Here is a 22,393-nt window from a genome sequence, read left to right as displayed (position 1 = left end):
TCAGCCGTTTTTCAGCAGGGTTTTCCAGGGTTTCAGGCTCATAAGGATCTGCGCCTGGGTCATGCGCAATTCCAGTTCTTCTGGACTCAGCGGGCGCCTTGCCAGTTCAGCCAATTTGTTCAGCTCGCCGAACAGGCGGTCGGTCTCGGTAACCTCCAGCACGTTGCGCGCCAGGTGCAGCCAGAGCAACAGGCGCTCCAGGCGTGGCAGTTGCTCGGCGAGGTCTTCGGGCTGTTGCTGGTAGCGCTTGAGCTGCAGGTCGCGGCCTTCTTCGGCGATGAAGGTCGGCAGCCAGCTCTGCAGGGCAGCGGCGCCCTGGCGGTCGCCGCGTTTGGTGCGCGCGGCGGTCCAGGCGCGTGCGAGCAGCCAGCGCGAGGTGTTGAGGGACAATAGCCCCCAGCGCGTCTGCTCCAGTTCGGCGGCGAAGAGGGCAGGCGCATCCTGGCGAGCGGCGTCGTCCTGCTGGCCGGCCAGTACCCGTGGCCGCCAGTCTTCCAGCAGCGCATCGAGCACCTTGCGCAGCTCGCTGCTGCTGGCGCGTGGCGCAGCCTGGCCGAGGCTGCCGAGCAGGGCACGCAAGTCGACCAGGCAGTTCAGCCAGTCGACCAGCAGGCGCCAGTGGCCATTGTGCCGATACTGTTCAGCCAGACGCTGGCTGTTGCCGAGCAGGAACCAGCCGACAGCGGCGACTGCATCGTCCAGACTCTGCTCGGGCTGCAGCTCAGGCGCGGGCAGGTGCAGGTTGTAGCTGCCTTCGTCGAACAGGCGGTAGCCGCGCTCGGCCTTGCTGATGTCGCAGGGCATCAGTGGCAGGTCGGCCGCCAGCTCGGCTGCCAGTTCCAGCAGCGCCTCGGGCTCGCCCTGGCGCAGTTCCAGTTCCAGCTCGCAGATTTCTTCCTGCTGTTTGCCTGCGACGACCTTGCCCAGGTCCAGAGCTGCCTCGATGATCACCCGAGCCTTGCCGCGGCCCCAGGCGATCTCGGCGCGCTGGCGGACGAAGTTGGTGGTGAACACCGGCTTCAGCTGTTTCTTGTCGAGCGCCGCCAGGCTGGCCGGCCAGCAGCTGTCGTCGAGTTTCTTGAGGTCCAGCTTGGCCTTGGTCAGGTACCAGTCCCACTCGTTGCGTTCCGATAGGCCAGCCACGCTTTGCCCGCGACTCTTGAGGGTCTGAATCACTTGCTCGCCATCCTTGCGAATACGCAGGGCCACCCGGGCGCCAGCAAGGTCGCGCGCCTCGGTATCGAAATACTGGTTGGACAGCTCGCTCGTCTCCCAGCCCGCCTTGCTGCGTTTTTTGAGCAGGGGATGGGTTTGCAGGGCGGCCAGGGTTTCGCGACTGGCGCGCAGTTTGATTTCGGTTTCTTTATTCATGGCGAGGGCTCGGTGAAGCGGCGACGGCGGCGGGGGTGGCACGGTGCGAGGCGCTGCCCCACACGTTAGGCCGTACAGGGTAGTGGAAAAGCGCGACGGATGCAGGTCGGCGAGCACTGTTGGCGTTTGTATAGGCGAGGGGGAATGCAGTCATATCTGCATATTTCCTGATTTTTATCTGCTTTTCGCGTTGAATCAGTGACGAAATACGACTTTATGACCAAACGATGACACGCGCTGGCGAGCCTGGAACCTGATCCGTATACTTGCCGCCTTCTCAAAGCCGGGGTTCACCCTATGCCAGTCAATCCGTTTGCCAGCCTGTTTGGCCGTTCACCCATCGGGCCGATGCAGCAGCACTTCGCCAAAGCCCATGAGTGCGCGGCGAATCTTGTGCCGTTCTTTGAGGCCGTCATGGCTCAGGACTGGACCAAGGTGGAACAGGTACAACAGGAAATGGCCAGCCTCGAATATGAGGCCGACAAGCTCAAGAAAAGCGTGCGTCAGCACCTGCCCAAAAGCCTGTTTCTGCCCGTGCCGCGCTCGGATTTACTCGAGTTGCTGAGCGTGCAGGACAAGGTTGCCAACCGCGCCAAGGACATCGCCGGCCTGATGCTGGGCCGTGAGATGGCCATTCCGCAGGCGCTGCAGCCACTGATGCGCAGCTTCGTGCAGCGCACCGTGGATGCCAGCGCTCAGGCGCTGAAGGCCATGAATGAGCTCGATGAATTGCTGGAGACCGGCTTTGGTGGCCGCGAGGCGGCATTGGTCGAAGCCATGGTGCTGGAGTTGGAACAAATCGAACGCGACACCGACAAGATGCAAATCGAAGTTCGCCGTGCGCTGTTCAAGCTGGAAAAGGATCTCCCTGCTGTCGATGTGATGTTTCTCTACAAGATCATCGAGTGGATCGGCGACGTGGCCGATCGGGCAGAACGTGTCGGCAACCGACTGGAACAACTGCTGGCGCGCTGAGCGCCAGTGTCCTTTCTGGAATCTACGGGTTAACTATTTATGTCTCTGATTGCGGACTACGGCCTCGTATTGCTGCTGCTTGCCTGTCTCTTCGGCTTTTTCATGGCCTGGGGGGTGGGCGCCAATGACGTCGCCAACGCCATGGGTACATCGGTGGGCTCGCGCGCCTTGACGATCAAGCAGGCGATCCTGATCGCCATGGTGTTCGAGTTCGCTGGCGCCTACCTGGCCGGTGGCGAGGTGACCGAAACCATCAAGAGCGGCATTGTCGATGCGTCGATGATCTCCCCGGATCTGATGGTGCTGGGCATGATGTCGGCTCTGCTGGCGGCCGGCACCTGGCTGCTGATCGCATCGACCAAGGGCTGGCCGGTTTCCACCACCCATTCCATCGTCGGTGCGGTGATTGGTTTTGCCGCCGTTGGCGTATCCATGGACGCCGTGCACTGGAGTGGCGTTGGCCCGATCGTGGCCAGTTGGGTGGTGTCGCCGGTGTTGTCCGGGTTCGTCGCCTTCGGTCTGTTTGTCAGCGTGCAGCGGCTCATCATCGATACCGACAATCCCTTCCTCAACGCCAAGCGTTTCGTGCCGCTGTACATGTTCGCTACCGGTTTCATGGTCAGCATCATGACCCTGACCAAAGGCCTCAAGCACATCGGCCTGGACCTCTCCACCACTGAAGGTTTCTTGCTTTCCGTGGGCGTTGGTGCCGTGATCATGCTGCTCGGCATCGCCTTGCTCAGCCGCATCAAGGTCGACGTCGAAGCGGACAAGGCGTTTCACTACGCCAGTGTCGAGAAAGTCTTCGCCGTTCTGATGATCTTCACCGCTTGTGCCATGGCCTTCGCCCACGGTTCCAACGACGTGGCCAACGCCGTCGGCCCGCTGGCGGCCATTGTCGAGGTGATTCAATCCAGCGGTGACATGGCCGTTGGCGCCCAGTCCGCCGTGCCAGGCTGGGTGCTGCTGCTCGGTGCGGTGGGTATCGTGATCGGCCTCGCCACCTACGGCTACAAGGTGATCGCCACCATCGGCAAGGAAATCACCGAGCTGACCCCAAGCCGTGGTTTTGCTGCCGAACTGGCCACCGCCACCACCGTGGTCGGCGCCTCTGCCATCGGGCTGCCCGTCTCCACCACCCATACGTTGGTCGGTGCGGTACTGGGTGTCGGTCTGGCGCGCGGCATTGGTGCGTTGAACCTGGGGGTGATCGGCAAAATCTTCATGTCCTGGCTGGTTACCTTGCCGGTCGGTGCGGCGCTGTCGATCGTCTTCTTCTATATCCTGCGCGGCATTTTCCTCTAGGAAATCCCCTGGCGGTTTCATCTCGGCGGGCGATGCCTCTATCATGGGGCCTCGCCCGCGGAGACCGCTTATGCCCCTGCCTTCCTTGAAAGATCAGTTCGCTGCGCTGATCGCCACGCCTTCGGTGAGCTGCACCCAGGCTGACTGGGACCAGAGCAACGGTCCGGTAATCGAGTTGCTCGCCGGCTGGCTGCGCGACCTTGGCTTTACCTGCGAGATCCAGACTATCGAACCCGGCAAGTTCAACCTGCTTGCCAGTTATGGCAGCGGGCCGGGCGGGCTGGTGCTCGCTGGCCACAGTGATACCGTGCCCTTCGATGCCGCACTGTGGCAGACCGACCCACTGAAACTCACCGAGGTGGACGGCCGCTGGGTTGGTCTGGGCGCTTGTGACATGAAGGGCTTCTTCGCGCTGGTGATCGAGGCGGTCCGTCCGTTGCTCGAGCAGCGCTTCCAGCAGCCACTGCTGATTCTCGCCACCTGTGACGAAGAGAGCTCGATGTCCGGTGCGCGCGCGCTCGCCGAGGCCGGTCGGCCATTGGGCCGCGCCGCGGTAATCGGCGAACCGACCGGACTGCGGCCGATTCGCCTGCACAAGGGCGTGATGATGGAGCGCATCGACATCCTCGGGCAGAGCGGTCACTCCTCCGACCCGGCCCTGGGCCACAGCGCGCTGGATGCCATGCACGAGGCCATGGGCGAGCTGATGCAGCTGCGTAGCCAGTGGCAGCAGGAGTACCGCAACCCGCAGTTCAGCGTGCCGCAACCGACCCTCAACTTCGGCTGCATCCACGGCGGCGACAACCCCAACCGCATCTGCGGGCAGTGCTCCCTGGAGTTCGACCTGCGCCCGTTGCCGGGCATGCAGCCCGAAGCGCTGCGTGCGGCGATCCGCCAGAAGCTGCAACCATTGGCCGAGCGACACGAGGTCAGCATCGACTTCGCCCCGCTGTTCCCCGCGGTGCCGCCGTTCGAGCAGCGCGCCGATGCCGAACTGGTGCGCCTCGCCGAGCGGCTCACCGGGCATACTGCCGCAGCGGTGGCCTTTGGCACCGAGGCACCGTATTTTCAACAACTGGGTTGCGAGACCCTGGTGCTTGGCCCGGGGGATATCGACTGCGCCCACCAGCCGGGCGAATACCTGGATACCGACCGCCTGTTGCCCACGGTGCAGCTGCTGCGCCAACTGATTCAGCATTACTGCCTGACCCCGGCCTGATATGAGGAGCATGTCCCTGATGCCGTTGCGACGACGATAACGCACCGAGTACGCCTGCGAGGCCCCGCGCTTCGCGCCCATTGATGCTTCTTTCGTTTTCACAAGGGTTGCGCTGCACATGCACGACTACGTCAACTGGCTTCGCCACGCTTCGCCCTACATCAATGCCCACCGCGACTGCACCTTCGTGGTCATGCTGCCGGGGGAGGGGGTCGCTCACCCGAATTTCGGCAATATCGTTCACGACCTGGTGCTGCTGCACAGCCTTGGCGTGCGGCTGGTGCTGGTGCATGGCTCGCGTCCGCAGATCGAGGCGCGCTTGGCCGGGCGTGGCCTGCAGCCGCGTTACCACCGTGACCTGCGAGTGACCGACAGCGCCACGCTGGAATGCGTGATCGACGCCGTCGGCCAGCTGCGCATCGCCATCGAAGCGCGCCTGTCGATGGACATCGCCGCCTCGCCGATGCAGGGTTCGCGCCTGCGGGTCAGCAGCGGCAACTACGTCACCGCCCGGCCGATCGGCGTGGTCGATGGCGTCGATTACCACCACACCGGCGAGGTGCGGCGCATCGACCGCAAAGGCATCAACCGCCAGCTCGACGAGCGCAATATCGTGCTGCTGTCGCCGCTCGGCTATTCGCCGACCGGCGAGATCTTCAACCTGGCCTGCGAGGATGTGGCGATGCGTGCGGCCATTGACCTGGCGGCCGACAAACTGATCCTGTTCAGTAGCCAGCAGGGCCTGCTCGATGACGACGGCAGGCTGATTCGCGAGTTGCGTCCGCAGCAGGTGCCGGCCCATGTGCAGCGCCTGGGTAGCGATTACCAGGGCGAATTGCTGGACGCTGCCGCCCAGGCATGCCGCAGCGGGGTCAAGCGCAGCCACATCGTCAGCTATACCGGCGATGGCTCGCTGCTGACCGAACTGTTCACCCGAGACGGCGGCGGCACGCTCGTCGACCCCGAGCAGTTCGAATCGCTGCGCGAGGCCAATATCGGTGATGTCGGCGGGCTGATCGAGTTGATCAGCCCGCTGGAAGAGCAGGGCATTCTGGTGCGCCGCTCGCGGGAGGTGCTGGAACGCGAGATCGGTCAGTTCAGCATCGTCGAGCGTGACGGCATGATCATCGCCTGTGCGGCGCTGTATCCGATCGCCGACTCCAACTGTGGCGAGCTGGCCTGCCTGGCGGTCAACCCGGAGTACCGACATGGCGGGCGCGGCGACGAACTGCTCGAGCGCATCGAGGAGCGCGCCAGGGCCATGGGCATCAACACCCTGTTCGTGCTCACCACGCGCACAGCGCACTGGTTCCGCGAGCGCGGTTTCGAGCCCAGCAGCGTCGAGCGGATGCCGGCAGCGCGGGCATCGTTGTACAACTTCCAGCGTAATTCGAAGATCTTCGAGAAGGCGCTCTAGGCCGCCCTGGAGTCAGGTCGGCGCGGCAGCCTCCTGGCTTCTGCGGCCACCTTCATGTCGGCCCGGCGCAGGTCAGGCGCGTTTCTTGGCAGAGGCGCTGTCGGAGCGGTTGAGCTTTTCTTCGCTGAGCCGGCGCTGGCCTTCGCCATCGGTCCAGCCGGCCTCCCAGGCGGCAGCCGGTACGCTGCTGTCGAATGGTTGCGTGTGTGCCGCGTGGCCGGCCAGACCTGCCATGTAGCCCTGCTGGTAAGCCTTGGTAAGGCTTTCCAGGCTCCAGTGCTGGTCGTGTTCGCGGTGGGTCATGAGGTGGGTTCGCATTGAGTGCCTGTTTCAATGCTAGCCAAATCCATTGCCGAGAACCGGGCCGCCGGTCTCGGTTTTATGACCGCTGGCTGTTTTTGTGACGCAGTTGACGCGAATGGCCGGGCATGACGGCCCTTTCTCAGACGGCCAGTGCCAGGATGCTGGCCTGGTAGGCTGCGGCAAAGCTGTCGAAATCGCCGTCTTCGTGCGCTTCGAGTTCTGCCTGCTCATCGAGCGAACGTTGCGCCGCCTGCTCGAATTCGGCCTGCTTCTCCGGGCTCAGCGGCTGTGCACGAAAGTAGTCGGCGTGGCGTTTGCTCTGGCGCAGGGAGAACGCTGCAAAGCTTTCGCCCTGCTGCAACTCGCTCAGCACCTGGGCCGAAGGCGTCAGGCTGGCGTCGTTGACCTTAGCGCGCTGCGCCTGCAGGGCCAACGCATGGGTATCGCCGCCCTGGCTGGCGTCGAGGAGCCGGGTGATGGCTTCGATGCCGTCGAGCAGCTCGTGCGCCCAACCCTGCAGCACCACGGGCACGCCCTGGCGTTGCAGGTGCAGGCCGGGCCTGCGGCCTTCCTTGACCACCTTGAGGAAGTTGTCGGAGCAAGCGCTGCACTCGCCATTGCTCAGCGCCGGGCTGTCCTGCAGGGCGCAAAACAGCAGGAAGGCGTCCAGGAAGCGCGATTCGGCAAGGTCGATACCCAGCGGCAGGAACGGGTTGATGTCCAGGCAGCGTGCTTCGACGTACTGCACGCCACGCGCCACCAGTGCCTGGATCGGCCGTTCGCCGCTATAGGTTACGCGCTTGGGACGAATGTTGGAGTAGTACTCGTTCTCGATCTGCAGGATGTTGGTATTGAGCTGCAGCCACTCGCCATCCTTCTTGGTGCCGATGTCGACATACGGCGGGTAAGGCGTGCCGACCGCCTGGCGCAGGCTGTCGGTGTAGCTGGCCAGGTTGTTGTAGCAGGGGGTCAGCCCGGCCTGCGCTTCGCTCTGGTAGCCCAGGTCGCTCATGCGCAGGCTGGTGGCGTACGGCAGGTACAAGGTATCGGCGTCGAGCTCCTGCAACTGGTGGGCGCGGCCCCGCATGAAGTTCTTGTCCAGCGCTGGCGAGGCCCCGAACAGGTACATCAGCAGCCAGCTGTAGCGACGGAAATTGCGGATCAGTGCGATGTAGCGCGACGACTGATAGTCGCGGGCGCTGCGCGAGTCGCCTTCGGCCTGCTGCAGCACGGCCCACAACTGCTCCGGCAGGGAGAAGTTGTAGTGAATGCCGGCGATGCACTGCATGGTCTTGCCGTAACGCAGGGCCAGGCCCTTGCGGTAGACGTATTTGAGCTGGCCGATGTGCGAGTGGCCGTAGCGCGCGATTGGAATCGTCTCTTCGTCCGGCAGCGGGCCGGGCATCGACGGGCTCCACAGGTATTCGCCGTCGAGCTTGCTGTAGACGAAACGGTGGATGCGGTCGAGCTCGGCCAGCGTCTCGCTCGGGTCAACCGAGGTGGACGTGATGAACTCGAGCAGCGACTCGGAATAATCGGTGGTGATCTGCCCATTGGTCAGGGCCGAGCCCAAGGCGACCGGGTGCCCGCTCAGGGCCAGCTCGCCGTCGCCATCGACACGCAGGCATTCGCGCTCGATGCCGTGCAGGCACTGGGACAGCAGGGAAAGGTTGGCGTGCTCACCGAGCAGGGCCAGACGGCGGGAGAACAGGTCGCTCAAGATTGCATTCCTTCACGCAGCGGTCGCCCCAATATGGGGGTGGACGCTGGACTCTACAAGGGGCGAATGGCTGACGTTGGTCGTCTGGCGAAAGGCATGTACGTTTTAGCGACACGCGCAGACGGCTTTCACGGTGCCGCTGCCCGTGGACATGGGGCCTCGGAGCCTGTTCATGATCTTCATGAGCATGACGCGGCAGCTACAAGGCAGAAGCGGACGTAGGGTGGATGACGCTCTTTTCATCCACCGTTGCGATCACCGGGGCGGTGGACGGATGAAGCGTCGTCCACCCTACGAGCTGCCAAAATCGACGAATCGCTACTGAAAGATCATGAACAGGGTCTTAGAGGCAGGCGAAGGTCGCCTGGGCCTTGGCGACCAGCTTGTCGTGCTGGTGTACTTCGGCCTCGATCACCTGAGTGCGCCGCCCCGCATGCACCACCCAGGCGCGGCAGCTCAGGTCGCCCTCGGTGACGCCACGGATGTAATTGACCTTGCACTCCAGGGTGACGCTGGTCGGCTCGCCGTCGCTGAGGCTATGGCTGGCCTGACCCATGGCGGTGTCGATCAGCGAGAACAGCGCGCCGCCATGCAGCTTGCCATGCAGGTTGCGCAGGCCATCGTGCATGCTCAGCGCGATGATCGCCTCGCCGCCTTCAGCCTTGACGATACGCAGCCCGAGCAGACGCCCGAAGGCGCTGCTCTTGCCGATGTGTTGCTGGGGCTCGCTCACGGGTTCACTTCCTCAGTTGCTTGGCGTTGGCGAACAGCGACGCCATGGCGGCATTGGCGGGCGCCGGCTTTTCCTGGCCAGAATGGCGCTCGCTGCGCGGTGCCTGCCCGCCCTTGCTACCGCCCTGGCGGGCTCCACCGCGCGGGCCCTCGACCTTTTCCCCAGGCGTATCGCTCATGCGCATCGACAGGGCGATGCGATTGCGCGGGATGTCCACTTCCATGACCTTGACCTTGACCACATCGCCGGCCTTGACCGCTTCGTGCGGGTCTTTGATGAACTTCTCCGACAGCGCTGAAATGTGTACCAGACCATCCTGATGCACGCCGATGTCGACGAAGGCGCCAAAATTGGTCACGTTGGTGACCACGCCTTCGAGAATCATCCCCAGCTCGAGGTCCTTCAGCGTTTCCACGCCCTCCTGGAACTCGGCGGTTTTGAACTCGGGGCGCGGGTCGCGGCCGGGTTTTTCCAGTTCGCTGAGGATGTCGCCAACCGTCACCAAGCCGAAGGTCTCGTCGGTGAACTTCTTTGGATCCAGGCGCTTGAGGAAGCCCGCGTCGCCGATCAGCGAACGAATGTCGCGGCCGGTGTCGACGGCGATGCGTTGCACCACCGGGTAGGTTTCCGGGTGCACGGCGGAGGCATCCAGCGGGTTGTCGCCGTTCATCACGCGCAGAAAGCCTGCGGCCTGCTCGAAGGTCTTGTCGCCCAGGCGCGGGACTTTCTTCAGGGCATCACGGGTCTTGAAGGCGCCGTGGGCATCGCGGTGCGCGACGATGTTCTGCGCCAGGGTCGCGTTGAGGCCGGAAATACGCGCCAGCAGGGCGCTGGAGGCAGTGTTGACGTCCACGCCCACGGCGTTCACGCAGTCTTCCACCACGGCGTCCAGGCTGCGCGCCAGCTTGAGCTGGGACACGTCGTGCTGGTACTGGCCGACGCCGATGGATTTCGGGTCGATCTTCACCAGCTCGGCCAGCGGGTCCTGCAGGCGACGGGCGATGGAGACCGCGCCGCGCAGCGACACGTCGAGGTCGGGGAATTCCCTGGCAGCCAGTTCCGAGGCCGAATACACCGAGGCGCCGGCTTCGCTGACCATGATCTTGGTCATCTTCAGGCCCGGGTATTTCTTGATCAATTCGATGGCCAGCTTGTCGGTCTCGCGGCTGGCGGTGCCGTTGCCGATGGCGATCAGGTCGACACCATGCTTGGCGCACAGCTTGGCCAGCACGTTGAGGGTGCCGTCCCAGTCGTTGCGCGGCGCGTGCGGGTAAACGGTGGCGGTATCGAGCACCTTGCCGGTGGCGTCGACCACGGCCACCTTGCAGCCGGTGCGCAGGCCTGGGTCGAGGCCCAGGGTTGCGCGCGGGCCGGCCGGGGCGGCCAGCAGCAGGTCGTGCAGGTTGCGGGCGAAGACGCTGATCGCCTCGTCCTCGGCGCCTTCACGCAGCTCGCCGAGCAGGTCGGTTTCCAAGTGGGTGTAGAGCTTGACCTTCCAGGTCCAGCGCACCACCTCGCCCAGCCACTTGTCGGCGGCGCGGCCCTGGTTGGCGATGCCGAAACGCTCGGCGATCATGCCTTCACACGGGTGCAGGGTGCCTGGCAGCTCCTCACCGACCTTGAGGCTGGCGCTGAGAATGCCTTCGTTGCGGCCGCGGAAAATTGCCAGGGCGCGGTGCGAAGGCGTGCTCTTGAGCTTTTCGTCATGCTCGAAGTAGTCGCGGAACTTGGCGCCTTCGGTTTCCTTGCCGGCGACCACGCGGGCACTGAGGGTGGCGTTGTCCTTGAGGTAGCCGCGCAGGTTGCTGAGCAGGCTGGCGTCCTCGGCAAAGCGCTCCATGAGGATGTACTTGGCGCCTTCGAGCACCGCCTTGGTGTCGGCAAAGCCCTTCTCGGCATCGATGAAACGTGCCGCCTCGGTTTCCGGGGTCAGGCTCGGGTCACTGAACAGTGCGTCCGCCAGCTCGCCGAGGCCGGCTTCCAGGGCGATCTGGCCCTTGGTGCGACGCTTCTGCTTGTAAGGCAGGTAGAGGTCTTCGAGGCGCGTCTTGGTGTCGGCGAGGTTAATTTCGCGGGTCAGCTCCGGGGTCAGTTTGCCCTGTTCCTCGATGCTGGCGAGGATGCTGGCGCGGCGATCATCGAGTTCTCGCAGGTAGCGCAGGCGCTCTTCCAGGTTACGCAACTGGGTATCGTCGAGGCTGCCGGTGACTTCCTTGCGGTAGCGTGCGATGAATGGCACGGTGGAGCCTTCATCGAGCAGGGCGACAGCGGCGGCGACCTGTTGCGGGCGCACGCCCAGTTCTTCGGCGATACGGTTGTTGATGCTGAGCATAAAAAAGAAATCCACCCGGAGAACCCGCCCATTCACTGCTGCGGCCCGGAAGATGCCGGGTGCAGAGGTCGTGAACGTATTCTTTAACTGTAAAAACCAGCCTCGCTCATGATTGGCTGGACGATGAAGCGGCGCATTATAGCCACGCCTGGCGGCGTGCATGCACCTGCGGCAAGCAGCCGTCAGACCGTGAAAGTCGTTGAAGTACGCCAGGCGCAGCGAAAAATCTGCTAACAATGGACAATGGGTGGTCCAAACGGCCTCTGAGCCATAATGCCACCGTTCGAATCGCATGCGCCGTGGCGCGGATTCTCGGTTAAGGAGCCTCTATGAGCAGCACAGCAGCACAAACGGCCGAAGGTGAGAAAATCCTGATTGTCGACGATGATGCCCGTCTGCGGCGTCTGCTCGAGCGGTTCTTCGATGAACAGGGTTATCGCGTTCGCGCTGTGGAAAACGTCGAGCAGATGGATCGCCTGCTGTCGCGCGAACTGTTCAACCTGGTGGTGCTCGACCTGATGCTGCCCGGCGAGGATGGCATGAGCGCCTGCCGCCGCCTGCGCGCATCCAACAACCAGGTGCCGATCATCATGCTCACCGCCAAGGGCGACGAGGGCAGCCGTATTCAGGGCCTGGAACTGGGCGCCGACGATTACCTCGCCAAGCCGTTCAACCCCCGCGAACTGCTGGCACGGATCAAGGCCGTGCTGCGTCGTCAGGCACCGGTTGTGCCAGGGGCGCCGGGTAGCGAGGACGAAAGCGTCACCTTTGGTGATTACGAGCTGTCGCTGGCGACCCGCGAACTGAAGAAGGGTGGCGAGGTGCACATGCTCACCACCGGTGAGTTCGCCGTGCTCAAGGCGCTGGTGCAGCACGCCCGCGAACCCTTGACCCGCGATAAACTGATGAACCTGGCCCGTGGCCGCGAGTGGGATGCACTGGAGCGCTCCATCGACGTGCAGATATCCCGTCTGCGCCGTCTGATCGAACCGGATCCGTCCAAGCCACGCTACATCCAGACGGTCTGGGGGGTGGGCTACGTGTTCGTGCCGGACGGCAACAAATAACAGGGTGAAAAACTACCTGCGTTGCCATCGCGGCGGTGAAAGCAGACCAGGTCGCCAGCCCGGCCAAAATGCTCGTGCACGACGGGTACGGTCGCCCGCGGCTCTGATCGGTTTGCGCTTGTTGTTGCGGGGCCGCCATCGGTATTGCGCTGGCTGCCCCGGCTCGGGCTTCCTGCTTCGCTCTACCTCCTGCATCCGTGCAGTCGTCGCCTACGTTTCTCAACGGCCTGTTGGCCAATCAGACGCATGAGGGCTGGGTATCGAAACCAGCCCTTTTGCGTTCAGTTTCCCGCCTTCAGCGTTCTGCCACGGCTCTTGCTCTTATGAAAGCTCCACTCTGGTTCCCGCAAAGCTTCTTCTCGCGCACCCTCTGGTTGGTGTTGATCGTGGTGCTGTTTTCCAAGGCGCTGACGCTCATTTATCTGATGATGAACGAGGATGTCCTGGTCGACCGTCAGTACAGTCATGGGGCTGCACTGACATTACGCGCCTATTGGGCGGCTGATCCGGCTGACCGCGCCAACGTCGCCGAGGCCGCTGGCCTCAAGCGGGTACCGCGCAACGAAGTACCGGACAGCGAGGAGCACTGGCCGTACAGCGAGATTTTTCAGCGGCAGATGCAGTCCGAGCTCGGCCCGGAAACCGAGACCCGAGTGCGCGCCAAGAGCCCGCCTGCGTTATGGGTGCATGCGCCGACCCTGGGTGATGACTGGCTGCGCGTGCCGCTCTATCCTCATCCGCTGCGTGGTCAGCGGATCTGGAGTGTGCTGGGCTGGTTCCTCGGCATCGGTCTTCTGTCCACGGCGGCGGCGTGGATTTTCGTGCGCCAGCTCAGTGCCCCGCTCAAACGGCTGGTGTTCGCCGCCCGGCAATTCGGCCAGGGGCGCAGCGTGCGGTTGCCGGTCAGCGATACGCCGAGCGAGATGACCGAGGTCTACCGGGCCTTCAACCAGATGGCCGAGGATGTCGAGCAGGCCGCCCGCGAACGCGAGCTGATGCTGGCTGGCGTTTCCCACGACTTGCGAACGCCGCTCACACGGCTGCGGCTGTCACTGGAGTTTCTCGACCACGACTCCGAGCTCACTGACGATATGGTGCGCGACATCGAGGACATGGACGCCATTCTCGACCAGTTCCTCGCATTCATCCGCGACGGCCGTGACGAGCCGGTCGAGGAGCTGGATCTGCCGGAATTGATTCGCGAAGTGGTGGCGCCCTACAACCAGAAGCAGGAGCAGGTCAGCCTGTTCCTGGGAGAGGTGCCGCCCTTCCCGCTGCGCCGGGTGTCGATCAAGCGCTTGCTCGTCAACCTGATCGAAAATGCCCTGCGCTATGGCGGCAGCGGCCTGGAAATCGTCCTGTCGGTGGCCGACGACCACAGCGCACCGTACGTGGTGCTCAGCGTGCTTGACCGCGGTCCCGGCATCGACCCCAGCGAGCTGGACAATATCGTCAATCCATTCATCCGCGGTGACAGCGCGCGGGGTGGGCAGGGCGCCGGGCTGGGCCTTGCCATCGTCAAGCGCATCGCCTCGCTGCACGGTGGCAGCGTCGAACTGCGCAACCGCACCGGGGGCGGATTGGAGGCACGCATATGCCTGCCGCTCGGGCTGCTGTTGCCGCGCGACGCGGCGTGATTTTGGGCTAGGCTTCTATCGAGGCATGCAGCTGCCAGCCAAGGCTGGCTGACTTATGCTGTACTGGCATATCGATATGAGGTCTGCATGCCCCCCACTTCAAAGCGCCTGTCGTCGTTGACAGGGTGGTTGCCGTTTCCGGTGTTTCATCTGGCTAGCCTGCTGTCCCTGACCACTCAGGTAGAGGGTGGCGTCGCCATTGTTTATCTGCCCTTTGCCCTGGGGCTGGTGCTGGCGCTCTGGTGGGGGCCGCGCGTGTTGCTCGGGTTGTATGTGAATGCCGCGCTCTGCGCTCCACTATGGGGCCTCGACTGGCGCTGGGGGCCGGTGCACGCGTTGCCCGAAACCCTTGGGGTGGCCTTCTGTTATGGGCTGATGCGTTGGCGACCCTTCGACCCTGCGCTGCCCGATATCAGTCACGTGCTGCGCTTCATCCTGCTCGGCGTGCTGCTGCCTGCTGCGCTGACGTGCCTGACATTGCTCGGCAGCCTGCTGCTGCTGGGGGATTTGTCCGCGCACGAGGCGCCCCAGCTGGTCCTGAGCCTGTGGCTCACCGATAGCCTGACGGCTGTGGTGATCGCCACGCCGTTGTTGGTGTACGGTAGCCCGTGGTTGCGCCGTCGCGGCTGGTTGCCGCCTGCCGAGGGCGTGCCGGCGCCACTGCTGAAGGTGCCCGAGGTACTGCGCGCGCTGCCGTCCAGGCCGTTGCTGGCGCTGTTGCTGGTCGGCCTGCCGCTGCTTCTGGAATTTCTGCCGGCGCCCCTCAAGCTGCCGCTGATCGGTCTGGTGATGCTGAGCCTGGCGCTCGTATGGGGTTTTTCCGGCGCGCTGTACGGTGCGGTGATCAGCGTGCTGACGATTCTTGCCTTGCCATGGTTTCACGGCGCCGTCGGCAGTGCGCGCTGGATCGAACCGCAGCGTCTGGAGCTGCACTTCAGCATCCTGCTGTTCACCGTCGCCGCGCTGCTGGTCGGGCGCAGCCTCAGCGATTTGCGCCTGGCGCTCAGCCGCAGTGCCGCCATGCAGCAACAACTGGCGTTGGCCAATCTTGCCCTGGACGCCAGCCCGCTGGGCGTGGTGATCGCCGATGCACGATGCGAAGAGCTGCCGTTGATCTACTGCAACCCGTCGTTCGCGCGTATCACCGGACGGGATGCCGGCGGCAGCCTGGGGCAAAGCTTGCGCCGTTTGCTTCGAGACGAGCAGCGCCCCGAGGAAATGCGCGGGCTGGAGACCGCTATTCGCCGCGGTATGCCTGGCAACGCAGTGCTGCAGTTGCAGCGCAAGGATGGCCAGCCGTTCTGGAGCGAGGTCATTCTGGCACCGATGCGCGATGAGCAGGGCCTCAGTCACTTTATCGTCATGCAGCAGGACGTCACCGCGCGCGAGCGACTGGCACAGGAAGTGGCCCGGCAGCGTGAGGAGCTGCTGCAGCAGAGCCATCTGTTCAGCCAGACCGAGGACATCGCCGACATCGGTGGCTGGGTGCTCAACCTGCATGACATGAGCATGTACTGGAGCGCCGGCTGCTTCAAGATCTACGAACTGGACCCGCGCAACGCGACGCTCACGTTCGAGGAGTCGGTCGGCCAGTTCGATGCCGCCGGCCAGGTGCTGGCGTACCAGACCCTGCAGCAGATGATCGAAGGCGCCGAGCGCTTCGATATCGAGGTGCGCGTCAACACCTTCCTCGGCAAGACCCGCTGGATTCGTCTGCGCGGCGCTGCCGAGCGCGACGGTAGCGAGCTGGTCCGCTTGTACGGTGCTGTCCAGGACATCACCGCACGGCGCCGCACGGCGCAGCAATTGCGCGAACGCGACGACCGCCTGCGTCTGTTCTTCGAGGCGCCGCTGATCGGCATGGCGCTGATCACGCCCACGTTCGGCTGGGATGAGGTCAACCCCAAACTCTGCACAATTCTCGGCCGCAGCCGGGAGCAGCTGCTCGGATGCAGTTGGGAAGCCGTCAGCGTCGACGACGACCTGGAGGTCGAACGCCTGCTGCTCGACGATGTGCTCTCCGGCAGCCGGGAGGGCTTCGAGCGTGACCGGCGTTTCGTCCGCGCCGATGGCGGTGAAGTGCACACGCGCCTCAACCTGCGCGCCGTGCGGCGTGACGATGGGGCGATCAGCATGTTTCTGCTGCTGGTGGAAGACATCAGTGCGCGCTTCGAGGCCGAAGCCCGTTACCGCACCATCGTCGAGCACGCGCCCGAAGCCATTCTGCTGTACACCGAAGAGGGTGGGATGGTCGATTTCAACGAAAATGCCCTGCGCCTGTTCGGCTGCCGCCGTGAGGATCTGCTCAGCCGCCGACCGTTCGAGCTGAGCCCGCTGCGTCAACCCGGCGGCGCCCTTTCCTCGGAAGCCGCCAAGGGGCACCTGGAGGCTGCGCTGCGCGGTGAAGTACCGGTGTTCGAGTGGGTGCACCGCGACAGCAGCGGGCGTCGCTTCCCTTGTGAGGTGCGCCTGGTTCGCCTACCCGGCGAGCCGGCGCTGATCCGGTGCAGTGTTTCCGATATTTCGGAGCGCCAGCGCTATCAGCGAGAAATCGAGCGGCTGGCCTACAGCGACGAGTTGACCGGCTTGCCCAATCGGCGTTTGCTGCTCGATCGCCTGCAGCATGCCATGGATCGCGAGCTACGCGACGGCAGCCTGGGCGCCTTGCTGTTCATCGACCTGGACCACTTCAAGACGGTTAACGACAGCCTTGGTCATGTTGTCGGTGACGGGCTGCTGCGTGATGTGACCGTCAGGCTGGCCGGCCAGCTGCGTGCCGAGGACACCCTGGCGCGCATGGGCGGAGACGAATTCGTCGTGCTCCTCGAAGCCCTGGGCGGCAATCCGCAGTTGGCGGGTGAGCAGGCCGCGCTGACCGCGGAGAGGCTGCTCAAGAGCCTGGAAGCGAGCTGCCTGGTCGACGGGCACGAGTTGTCGGTCAGCGCCAGCATCGGCATCGCCTTGCATCCCTTCGGCGAGCAGAACGCCGCCGACGTGTTGAAACAGGCCGACACTGCCATGTATCGAGCCAAGCAGGCCGGGCGCAACGCCCTGCATTTCTTCGCACCCGAGATGCAGGCGGCCATCGACCAGCGCCTGCAACTGCAGGGCGAGCTGCGCCAGGCGATCGCCCGCAATCAGTTGTACCTGGCGTTCCAGCCGCAGTTTCAGCTCGGTGATGGCCGATTGATCGGCGCTGAAGTGCTGGTTCGCTGGGCGCACCCGCAGCGCGGAGAGGTCCTGCCCGGACAGTTCATCCCGCTGGCCGAGGAAACCGGGCTGATCAGAGACATCGGCAACTGGGTACTCGAGCAGGCCTGCATGACCCTGCAGCGCTGGTTGCCGGAGCGGCCGCACCTGGTGCTGGCAGTGAACCTCAGCCCGCGCGAGCTGCGCAGCCGTGGTTGCGTGGAGCGGGTCAGCGGTTGTCTGCAACGTTATGCAGTGCCTGCGGCCGCGTTGGAGTTGGAACTCACCGAAGGCGTGCTGCTCGAGGATGTCGAGCAATGCATCGCCAACATGCAGGCGCTCAAGGCATTGGGCGTGCGCTTCTCCATCGACGATTTCGGCACCGGTTACTCGTCGCTGACCTACCTCAAGCGGCTGCCGCTTGATCGCCTGAAGATAGATCGCAGTTTTACCCAGGATCTGGGCGCCAGCGAAACAGGCAGCAATGCGCTGCTGGTCGAAACCATTCTGATGATTGCCCGTAACCTTGACCTGGAATGCGTCGCCGAAGGCATCGAAACGCCCCAGCAACTCGAGCACCTGAAAGCCTTGGGCTGCGAGTTTGGCCAGGGCTACCTGTTGGCAATGCCGATGGGCGAGGCCGAGTTCTGCCGCTGGGTCAATGCAGTGAACCCTCTTGAACGGCGGTAAACGCCGTGTGTTCTGCGCACGCGTCGCCCGCTGTGCAGAATCGGTGGGCTGTGTCTTAATCCGCTCCCTCGTTCACCTCTCGCGGAATCAGCATGTCGCCTGTCTTTCGTATCGTTTGCGTGCTGCTGTTCGCCATGCTCTGGCCGGCAGCCGGCACCCTGGCTGCGCCTGCGGAGAATGATCTGCGTGGCTGGGAGGTTGCCAGCGGGCCGAGGGTTCTCGACGGCTACTGGCAACTGAGCTGGAAACAGCCTCAGCGAGCCTCCAGCCAGGTGCGGCTTCCTTACTTCTGGGTGGACGGCACGCACTTGCCCTGGGCGGAGGTGGGGTTCGGGCAGGTCGAGCTGCGTACCCGCCTGCTGCTGCCCATCGAGAACCAGGCTGCGTTGTCGCTGCGCATCGATGACGTCAAGTCAGCGGCACGGGTGTGGGTCGATGGCCGCCTGGTGGCCGAGCGCGGTATCGTCGGCGACGCCGAACACGAGCAGGCGAAGCTGGTGTCCATGCTGGTACCGCTCCCGGTTGGGCGGCCAACGGTTGACGTACGCATCGAACTGTCCAACCATTTTCACCGCCTGGGCGGCATCGAGATGCCGCTGCTGATCGGCGAGCAGGCGCAACTGGAAACCCAGCATTCGCGTGACAGCGCGTTGTATCTGTTGACCCTGGGCGGTGCGCTGTTCATGTGCCTGTTCATGGTAGCGCTGGGGCGTAGCAACGTTCGCGACGTGGGGGGCGTAGAGTTCAGCCTGATCCTGCTGCTGGCGGCGATGCGGGTCGCCTCCACTGGCGAGTTGCTCGACACCGTCCTGGATTGGCCGGCATTGTGGGTCTACCGCCTGGAGTACATTGCGGGGATGTTGTTTCCCGCCGCCTACCTGATGTTCCTCTGGCGGCTTTTCCCGCTCGAGGTCAACCCCATGATTCTGCGAGCAGTGCAGGTATATGGGCTGACCACTACCGTGGTTACTCTGCTCGGCCCAGCCTCGCTGTTCACATTCCTGCTGCCGCCCACCAGCGTGGTGTTGCTCGCCAGCAGCCTTTACTCCCTGTGGGTCGTGGTGCGTGCCATTCGCTCCGGTCGCCAGGGTGCCTGGCTGATCTTGCTCGGTGTCCTGCCGATCTGTGTGGCGGTGCTCAATGACCTGCTCATCTACAACATCCGCGTCATGTCGCTCAATCTGATCCCGCTGGCGGTGCTTGGCGCGTTCCTCTCCCACGGCCTGGCGATCGGACGTCGGGTGCTGGCGGCGTTATCGCACAACATTCAGCTATCGGAGCATCTGCGCGGCCTCAATGCGTCGCTGGAAGCAAGGGTCGAGAAGCGCACCGATGGCTTGCGCAAGAGCCGAGACCTGCTCGACAGCACCCTGGCTCATGTGCAGACGCCGCTGCTGTCGGTGGATGCGCGAGGGCATATCAGTGCGCTCAACGAGCAATTTCTGTCCTTGTTCGGGATCGACAAACAGGCACGCACCGCCGCCCAGTTGCTGGCTTCCCTCGGCCAGGGGCGCGTGCTGTTGCTGCCTGCCGAGTGCAGGGCGCTGGTGCCCGCTGCCAATCACCGTTGGCGTGGGCCTGTGCTGCTGCGCCTGAGCAATCGGCAGATCATCGAGCTGGCTGGCCGCAGCCTGCGCGAAGGCGGTTGGGTGTGCACCTATGTCGATGTCACGGCACAGCACATGGCCGAGCAACGCATCCAGGGCGGTGGCGTCTGCCACTGGAGCCTGGACATCGCCAGCCGTCAGTTGCAGGTGACCGAGCGGTGCTGGCAAATGCTCGGCTACCCGGTGACGCCTCCGCTCGCGGCCCGGCCGGGTGAATGGCTCAATCCAGAGGACCGCATGGCCCTGCTGCTTGGCATGCGCCAAGCCCTGCGTGACCAGGGCGAACTGTATGTGGACGTACGCCTGCTGCGCCAGAACGGCAGTTGGCTCTGGGTTTCGGTGCGTGGGCGGTGCATTCTGGGCCGTAATGGACGGCCGTCCTTCTGGGTGGGCGCAGTGGAGGATATAGACCGTGACCGGCGGTCCCGTGAGGCGCTCGAGCAGGCACGTGACCAGGCGCAACGTGACGCCCGACAGACCGGCGAATTGTTCTCCATCCTCAGTCACGAGTTGCGCACGCCTCTGGTCGCCATCCAGGGCTACCTGACGCTGCTCGAAGCCGATGCCGAAGATCTGCGAATGCGTGACCGGCTGGCGACCGTATCGACCGCTGCAACTGGCCTTACCGACGTGCTCGACGGCCTGGCCGCCCTGGCACACGCCGAGGGCGCGCGGTTGCCGGCCTATGCACCCTTCGACTTGCGTGGCCTGTTGCATGAATGCATAGCGCTGGTGCTGCCTCAGGCGCAGAGCCGCGGCCTGAGTATCGAACTGCAGCTCGACCCCGGGGCGCCGACTCGGGTGGTCGGGTCGGTGATGGTACTGCGACAGGTGGTCAGCAATCTGCTGAGCAACGCGATCAAGTTTGGTGGCGCCGGGCTCATCAACGTCAGCGTCGACGTGCTCGGCGACCGGGTCACGTTCAGCATCCGCGACAACGGACCAGGAATCGCGCCAGACCTGCAGCGCAACATCTTCGATGCGTTCGTGCGACTGGACCGTGATCGCCATATATCGGGAACCGGGCTGGGCCTGTATGTCGTGCGCCGTCTCGTGGATCTCAGCGAGGGGCGAGTCAGGCTGGACAGCCAACCCGGCGCAGGCCTTTGCGTCACGATCGAGCTGCCCTGGATCGCTTCGACCGCCGCGCCTGTCCAGACGTCGGCGGGCCCTGGCAGGCTGGATGGCATGTACATACTGCTGGTCGATGATATCGAAGTTAATCTCGACGTGACCCGCGAACTGCTGATGCGCTGGGGCGCGCGCGTGGGCACCGCCTCCAGCGGCGGCTCGGCAGTGGCGCGCTGTCAACAGGAGGAGTACGACCTGGTGCTGATGGACATGCGCATGCCCGACATGGATGGCCTGGCCGCCAGCCGGGCGATCCGCCAGACAGCTCCGCAAGGCGGGCCGCTTATCGTCGCGCTGACAGCCAACGCCGCTCAGCTCGACCATCAGGCCTGCCAGGAAGCGGGTCTCGACGGGGTGCTGGCCAAACCGCTGCAACTGCCTGCCCTGCTGCGTATCTTGCAGGGCGAAAATGGTTTTGCCTCCATCCCCGGGGAATCCTCCGGGTTGTCACCCATGCGCCTGGCGCAGCTGCGTGCATGGCTTGGGGAAGAGGCGTGCGATCGTCTGCTCCCTGTACTCAGCCGCTCACTGAGTGAAGTGCGGGCCAAATTGAGCGTGCTCATCACCGAGAGCTCAGCGGGCGACATCGAAACACTGGTGCATCGGCTGCGCGGCAGTGCCATGAATTTTGGCCTGCAGGGCCTTGCCGGGATAGCCGCTGCCACCCAGGAATCCCGGGACCTTCCCCGCCTGCTGGATGCACTCGACGAGCATCTGGTGCTGATCGAGTCCTGGATTGACGAAGCCTCTCTCCCAGAGGAGCGGTAACAAGGCGCTTAATAATCGTGCTGGTTTTTTTTGATCTGGCAGCATCACAATCTTGCGCACACAGGGGCGAGGGGCGGAGTGAATGAAGGAAACGCTATTGATCGTCGAGGATGCACCGGACATCCGCGAGATGCTCGCGGTGTATCTGGCGAATGCCGGCTACCAGGTGCTGCAGACCGAGTCCGGGCGTGAGTGTCTGCGACTGGTCGAGGCCCACCGTCCCGCTGCGGTGATCCTGGACATCGGCCTGCCTGACCTGGATGGCTTCGAGGTGGCTGCCTCGTTGCGGGCCAGTCATCCCTCCCTGGGGATCATTCTGGTGACGGTGCGCGATGACGATTTCGACCGCATTGCCGGCCTGGAAACGGGCGCCGACAGCTACATCACCAAGCCGGTCAACATGCGGGTGCTACTTGCCCAACTGCGTAGCCTGCTGCGTCGCAAGGGCTCTGACGAAGCGCCGATGTCGGTCAGCCTGGGTCTGTACCACGCCGATCTATTGCGCAGGCGCATCGTCGACCAAGGTGGCAACGAAGTGCCATTGACCCACGGCGAGTTCACGCTGCTGGTGGGGTTGATCGAGCGCAGGGGGCACCCTGTCAGCCGCCAGGAACTGTTCGCCTCGTTGCGCCATGGCGGCGCGGCCGAAGATGCGGGCGATCAGCGCACGGTGGACACCCTGATTGCCCGCTTACGCCGCAAGCTCGAACCCAACCCCAATCGACCGGTGCTCATTCAGACCGTCTATACCAAGGGTTATCGATTGGCGGAAGAGCACGAGCTGCATCTCATCTAACATCGGTGTGAATGGTCGTTCACATCATTGAACGATGACGATCTACTGGCCGGTCTAAAGTTCCCGGAGAATCCTGATTACGTGTAAATCGACGTATTCAGCGAGGCTCCAACCATGTCTTCCAAGCGCACCC

General features: G+C 64.0%; 14 protein-coding genes. 9 read left to right on the top strand and 5 right to left on the bottom strand.

Going from position 1 to position 22,393, the window contains the following annotated elements; genetic code table 11:
- Positions 1 to 1,371 (bottom strand): CYTH domain-containing protein, encoded by a 1,371-nt coding sequence (locus ACZ0AV_RS11565; RefSeq protein ID WP_499151149.1) that lies wholly within the window; start codon positions 1,369 to 1,371, stop codon positions 1 to 3.
- A gap of 297 nt (positions 1,372 to 1,668) precedes the next feature.
- Between ACZ0AV_RS11565 and ACZ0AV_RS11560 the strand changes: the two genes are divergently transcribed.
- The 4 genes from ACZ0AV_RS11560 (at position 1,669) to argA (ending at position 6,287) form a co-directional block, all read left to right on the top strand.
- A complete protein-coding gene (locus ACZ0AV_RS11560) occupies positions 1,669 to 2,346 on the top strand; it encodes a TIGR00153 family protein (protein ID WP_499151148.1) in 678 nt (225 codons plus the stop codon).
- Positions 2,347 to 2,385: 39 nt separating this feature from the next.
- Positions 2,386 to 3,651, top strand: coding sequence for an inorganic phosphate transporter (locus tag ACZ0AV_RS11555; protein WP_499151147.1), 1,266 nt, complete (start codon positions 2,386 to 2,388; stop codon positions 3,649 to 3,651).
- Between the two features lie 70 nt (positions 3,652 to 3,721).
- Positions 3,722 to 4,870: an acetylornithine deacetylase gene (argE, locus tag ACZ0AV_RS11550; protein WP_499151146.1), complete on the top strand. Its 1,149-nt coding sequence runs from the start codon at positions 3,722 to 3,724 to the stop codon at positions 4,868 to 4,870.
- A 118-nt stretch (positions 4,871 to 4,988) separates the two neighbouring features.
- Positions 4,989 to 6,287, top strand: coding sequence for an amino-acid N-acetyltransferase (argA, locus tag ACZ0AV_RS11545; protein ID WP_499151145.1), 1,299 nt, complete (start codon positions 4,989 to 4,991; stop codon positions 6,285 to 6,287).
- A gap of 72 nt (positions 6,288 to 6,359) precedes the next feature.
- On the opposite strand, the gene rmf is transcribed toward argA, so the two are convergent.
- From rmf to ACZ0AV_RS11525, 4 genes are all read right to left on the bottom strand, one after another.
- Positions 6,360 to 6,590 (bottom strand): ribosome modulation factor, encoded by a 231-nt coding sequence (gene rmf / locus ACZ0AV_RS11540; protein WP_499151144.1) that lies wholly within the window; start codon positions 6,588 to 6,590, stop codon positions 6,360 to 6,362.
- Between the two features lie 139 nt (positions 6,591 to 6,729).
- Complete coding sequence (gene gshA, locus ACZ0AV_RS11535; RefSeq protein ID WP_499151143.1) at positions 6,730 to 8,310, bottom strand: glutamate--cysteine ligase; 1,581 nt, start codon at positions 8,308 to 8,310, stop codon at positions 6,730 to 6,732.
- A gap of 343 nt (positions 8,311 to 8,653) precedes the next feature.
- Positions 8,654 to 9,043: a PaaI family thioesterase gene (locus ACZ0AV_RS11530; protein WP_499151142.1), complete on the bottom strand. Its 390-nt coding sequence runs from the start codon at positions 9,041 to 9,043 to the stop codon at positions 8,654 to 8,656.
- A 4-nt stretch (positions 9,044 to 9,047) separates the two neighbouring features.
- Positions 9,048 to 11,375, bottom strand: a complete 2,328-nt coding sequence (locus tag ACZ0AV_RS11525) for a Tex family protein (protein WP_499151141.1) — start codon at positions 11,373 to 11,375, stop codon at positions 9,048 to 9,050.
- A 329-nt stretch (positions 11,376 to 11,704) separates the two neighbouring features.
- On the opposite strand from ACZ0AV_RS11525, the gene ompR reads away from it, so the two are divergent.
- From ompR to ACZ0AV_RS11500, 5 genes are all read left to right on the top strand, one after another.
- Complete coding sequence (gene ompR, locus ACZ0AV_RS11520; protein WP_499151140.1) at positions 11,705 to 12,442, top strand: osmolarity response regulator transcription factor OmpR; 738 nt, start codon at positions 11,705 to 11,707, stop codon at positions 12,440 to 12,442.
- Between the two features lie 323 nt (positions 12,443 to 12,765).
- Positions 12,766 to 14,079: an ATP-binding protein gene (locus ACZ0AV_RS11515; RefSeq protein ID WP_499151139.1), complete on the top strand. Its 1,314-nt coding sequence runs from the start codon at positions 12,766 to 12,768 to the stop codon at positions 14,077 to 14,079.
- 87 nt (positions 14,080 to 14,166) lie between these two features.
- Positions 14,167 to 17,958, top strand: coding sequence for a bifunctional diguanylate cyclase/phosphodiesterase (locus ACZ0AV_RS11510; protein WP_499151138.1), 3,792 nt, complete (start codon positions 14,167 to 14,169; stop codon positions 17,956 to 17,958).
- Positions 17,959 to 18,050: 92 nt separating this feature from the next.
- A complete protein-coding gene (locus ACZ0AV_RS11505; RefSeq protein ID WP_499151137.1) occupies positions 18,051 to 21,464 on the top strand; it encodes an ATP-binding protein in 3,414 nt (1,137 codons plus the stop codon).
- 82 nt (positions 21,465 to 21,546) lie between these two features.
- Positions 21,547 to 22,260, top strand: coding sequence for a response regulator transcription factor (locus tag ACZ0AV_RS11500; protein WP_499151136.1), 714 nt, complete (start codon positions 21,547 to 21,549; stop codon positions 22,258 to 22,260).
- Positions 22,261 to 22,393 lie beyond the last annotated feature (133 nt).

Source organism: Pseudomonas sp. AC532 (assembly GCF_979258965.1).
This window is presented reverse-complemented; position numbering and strand designations above follow the sequence as displayed.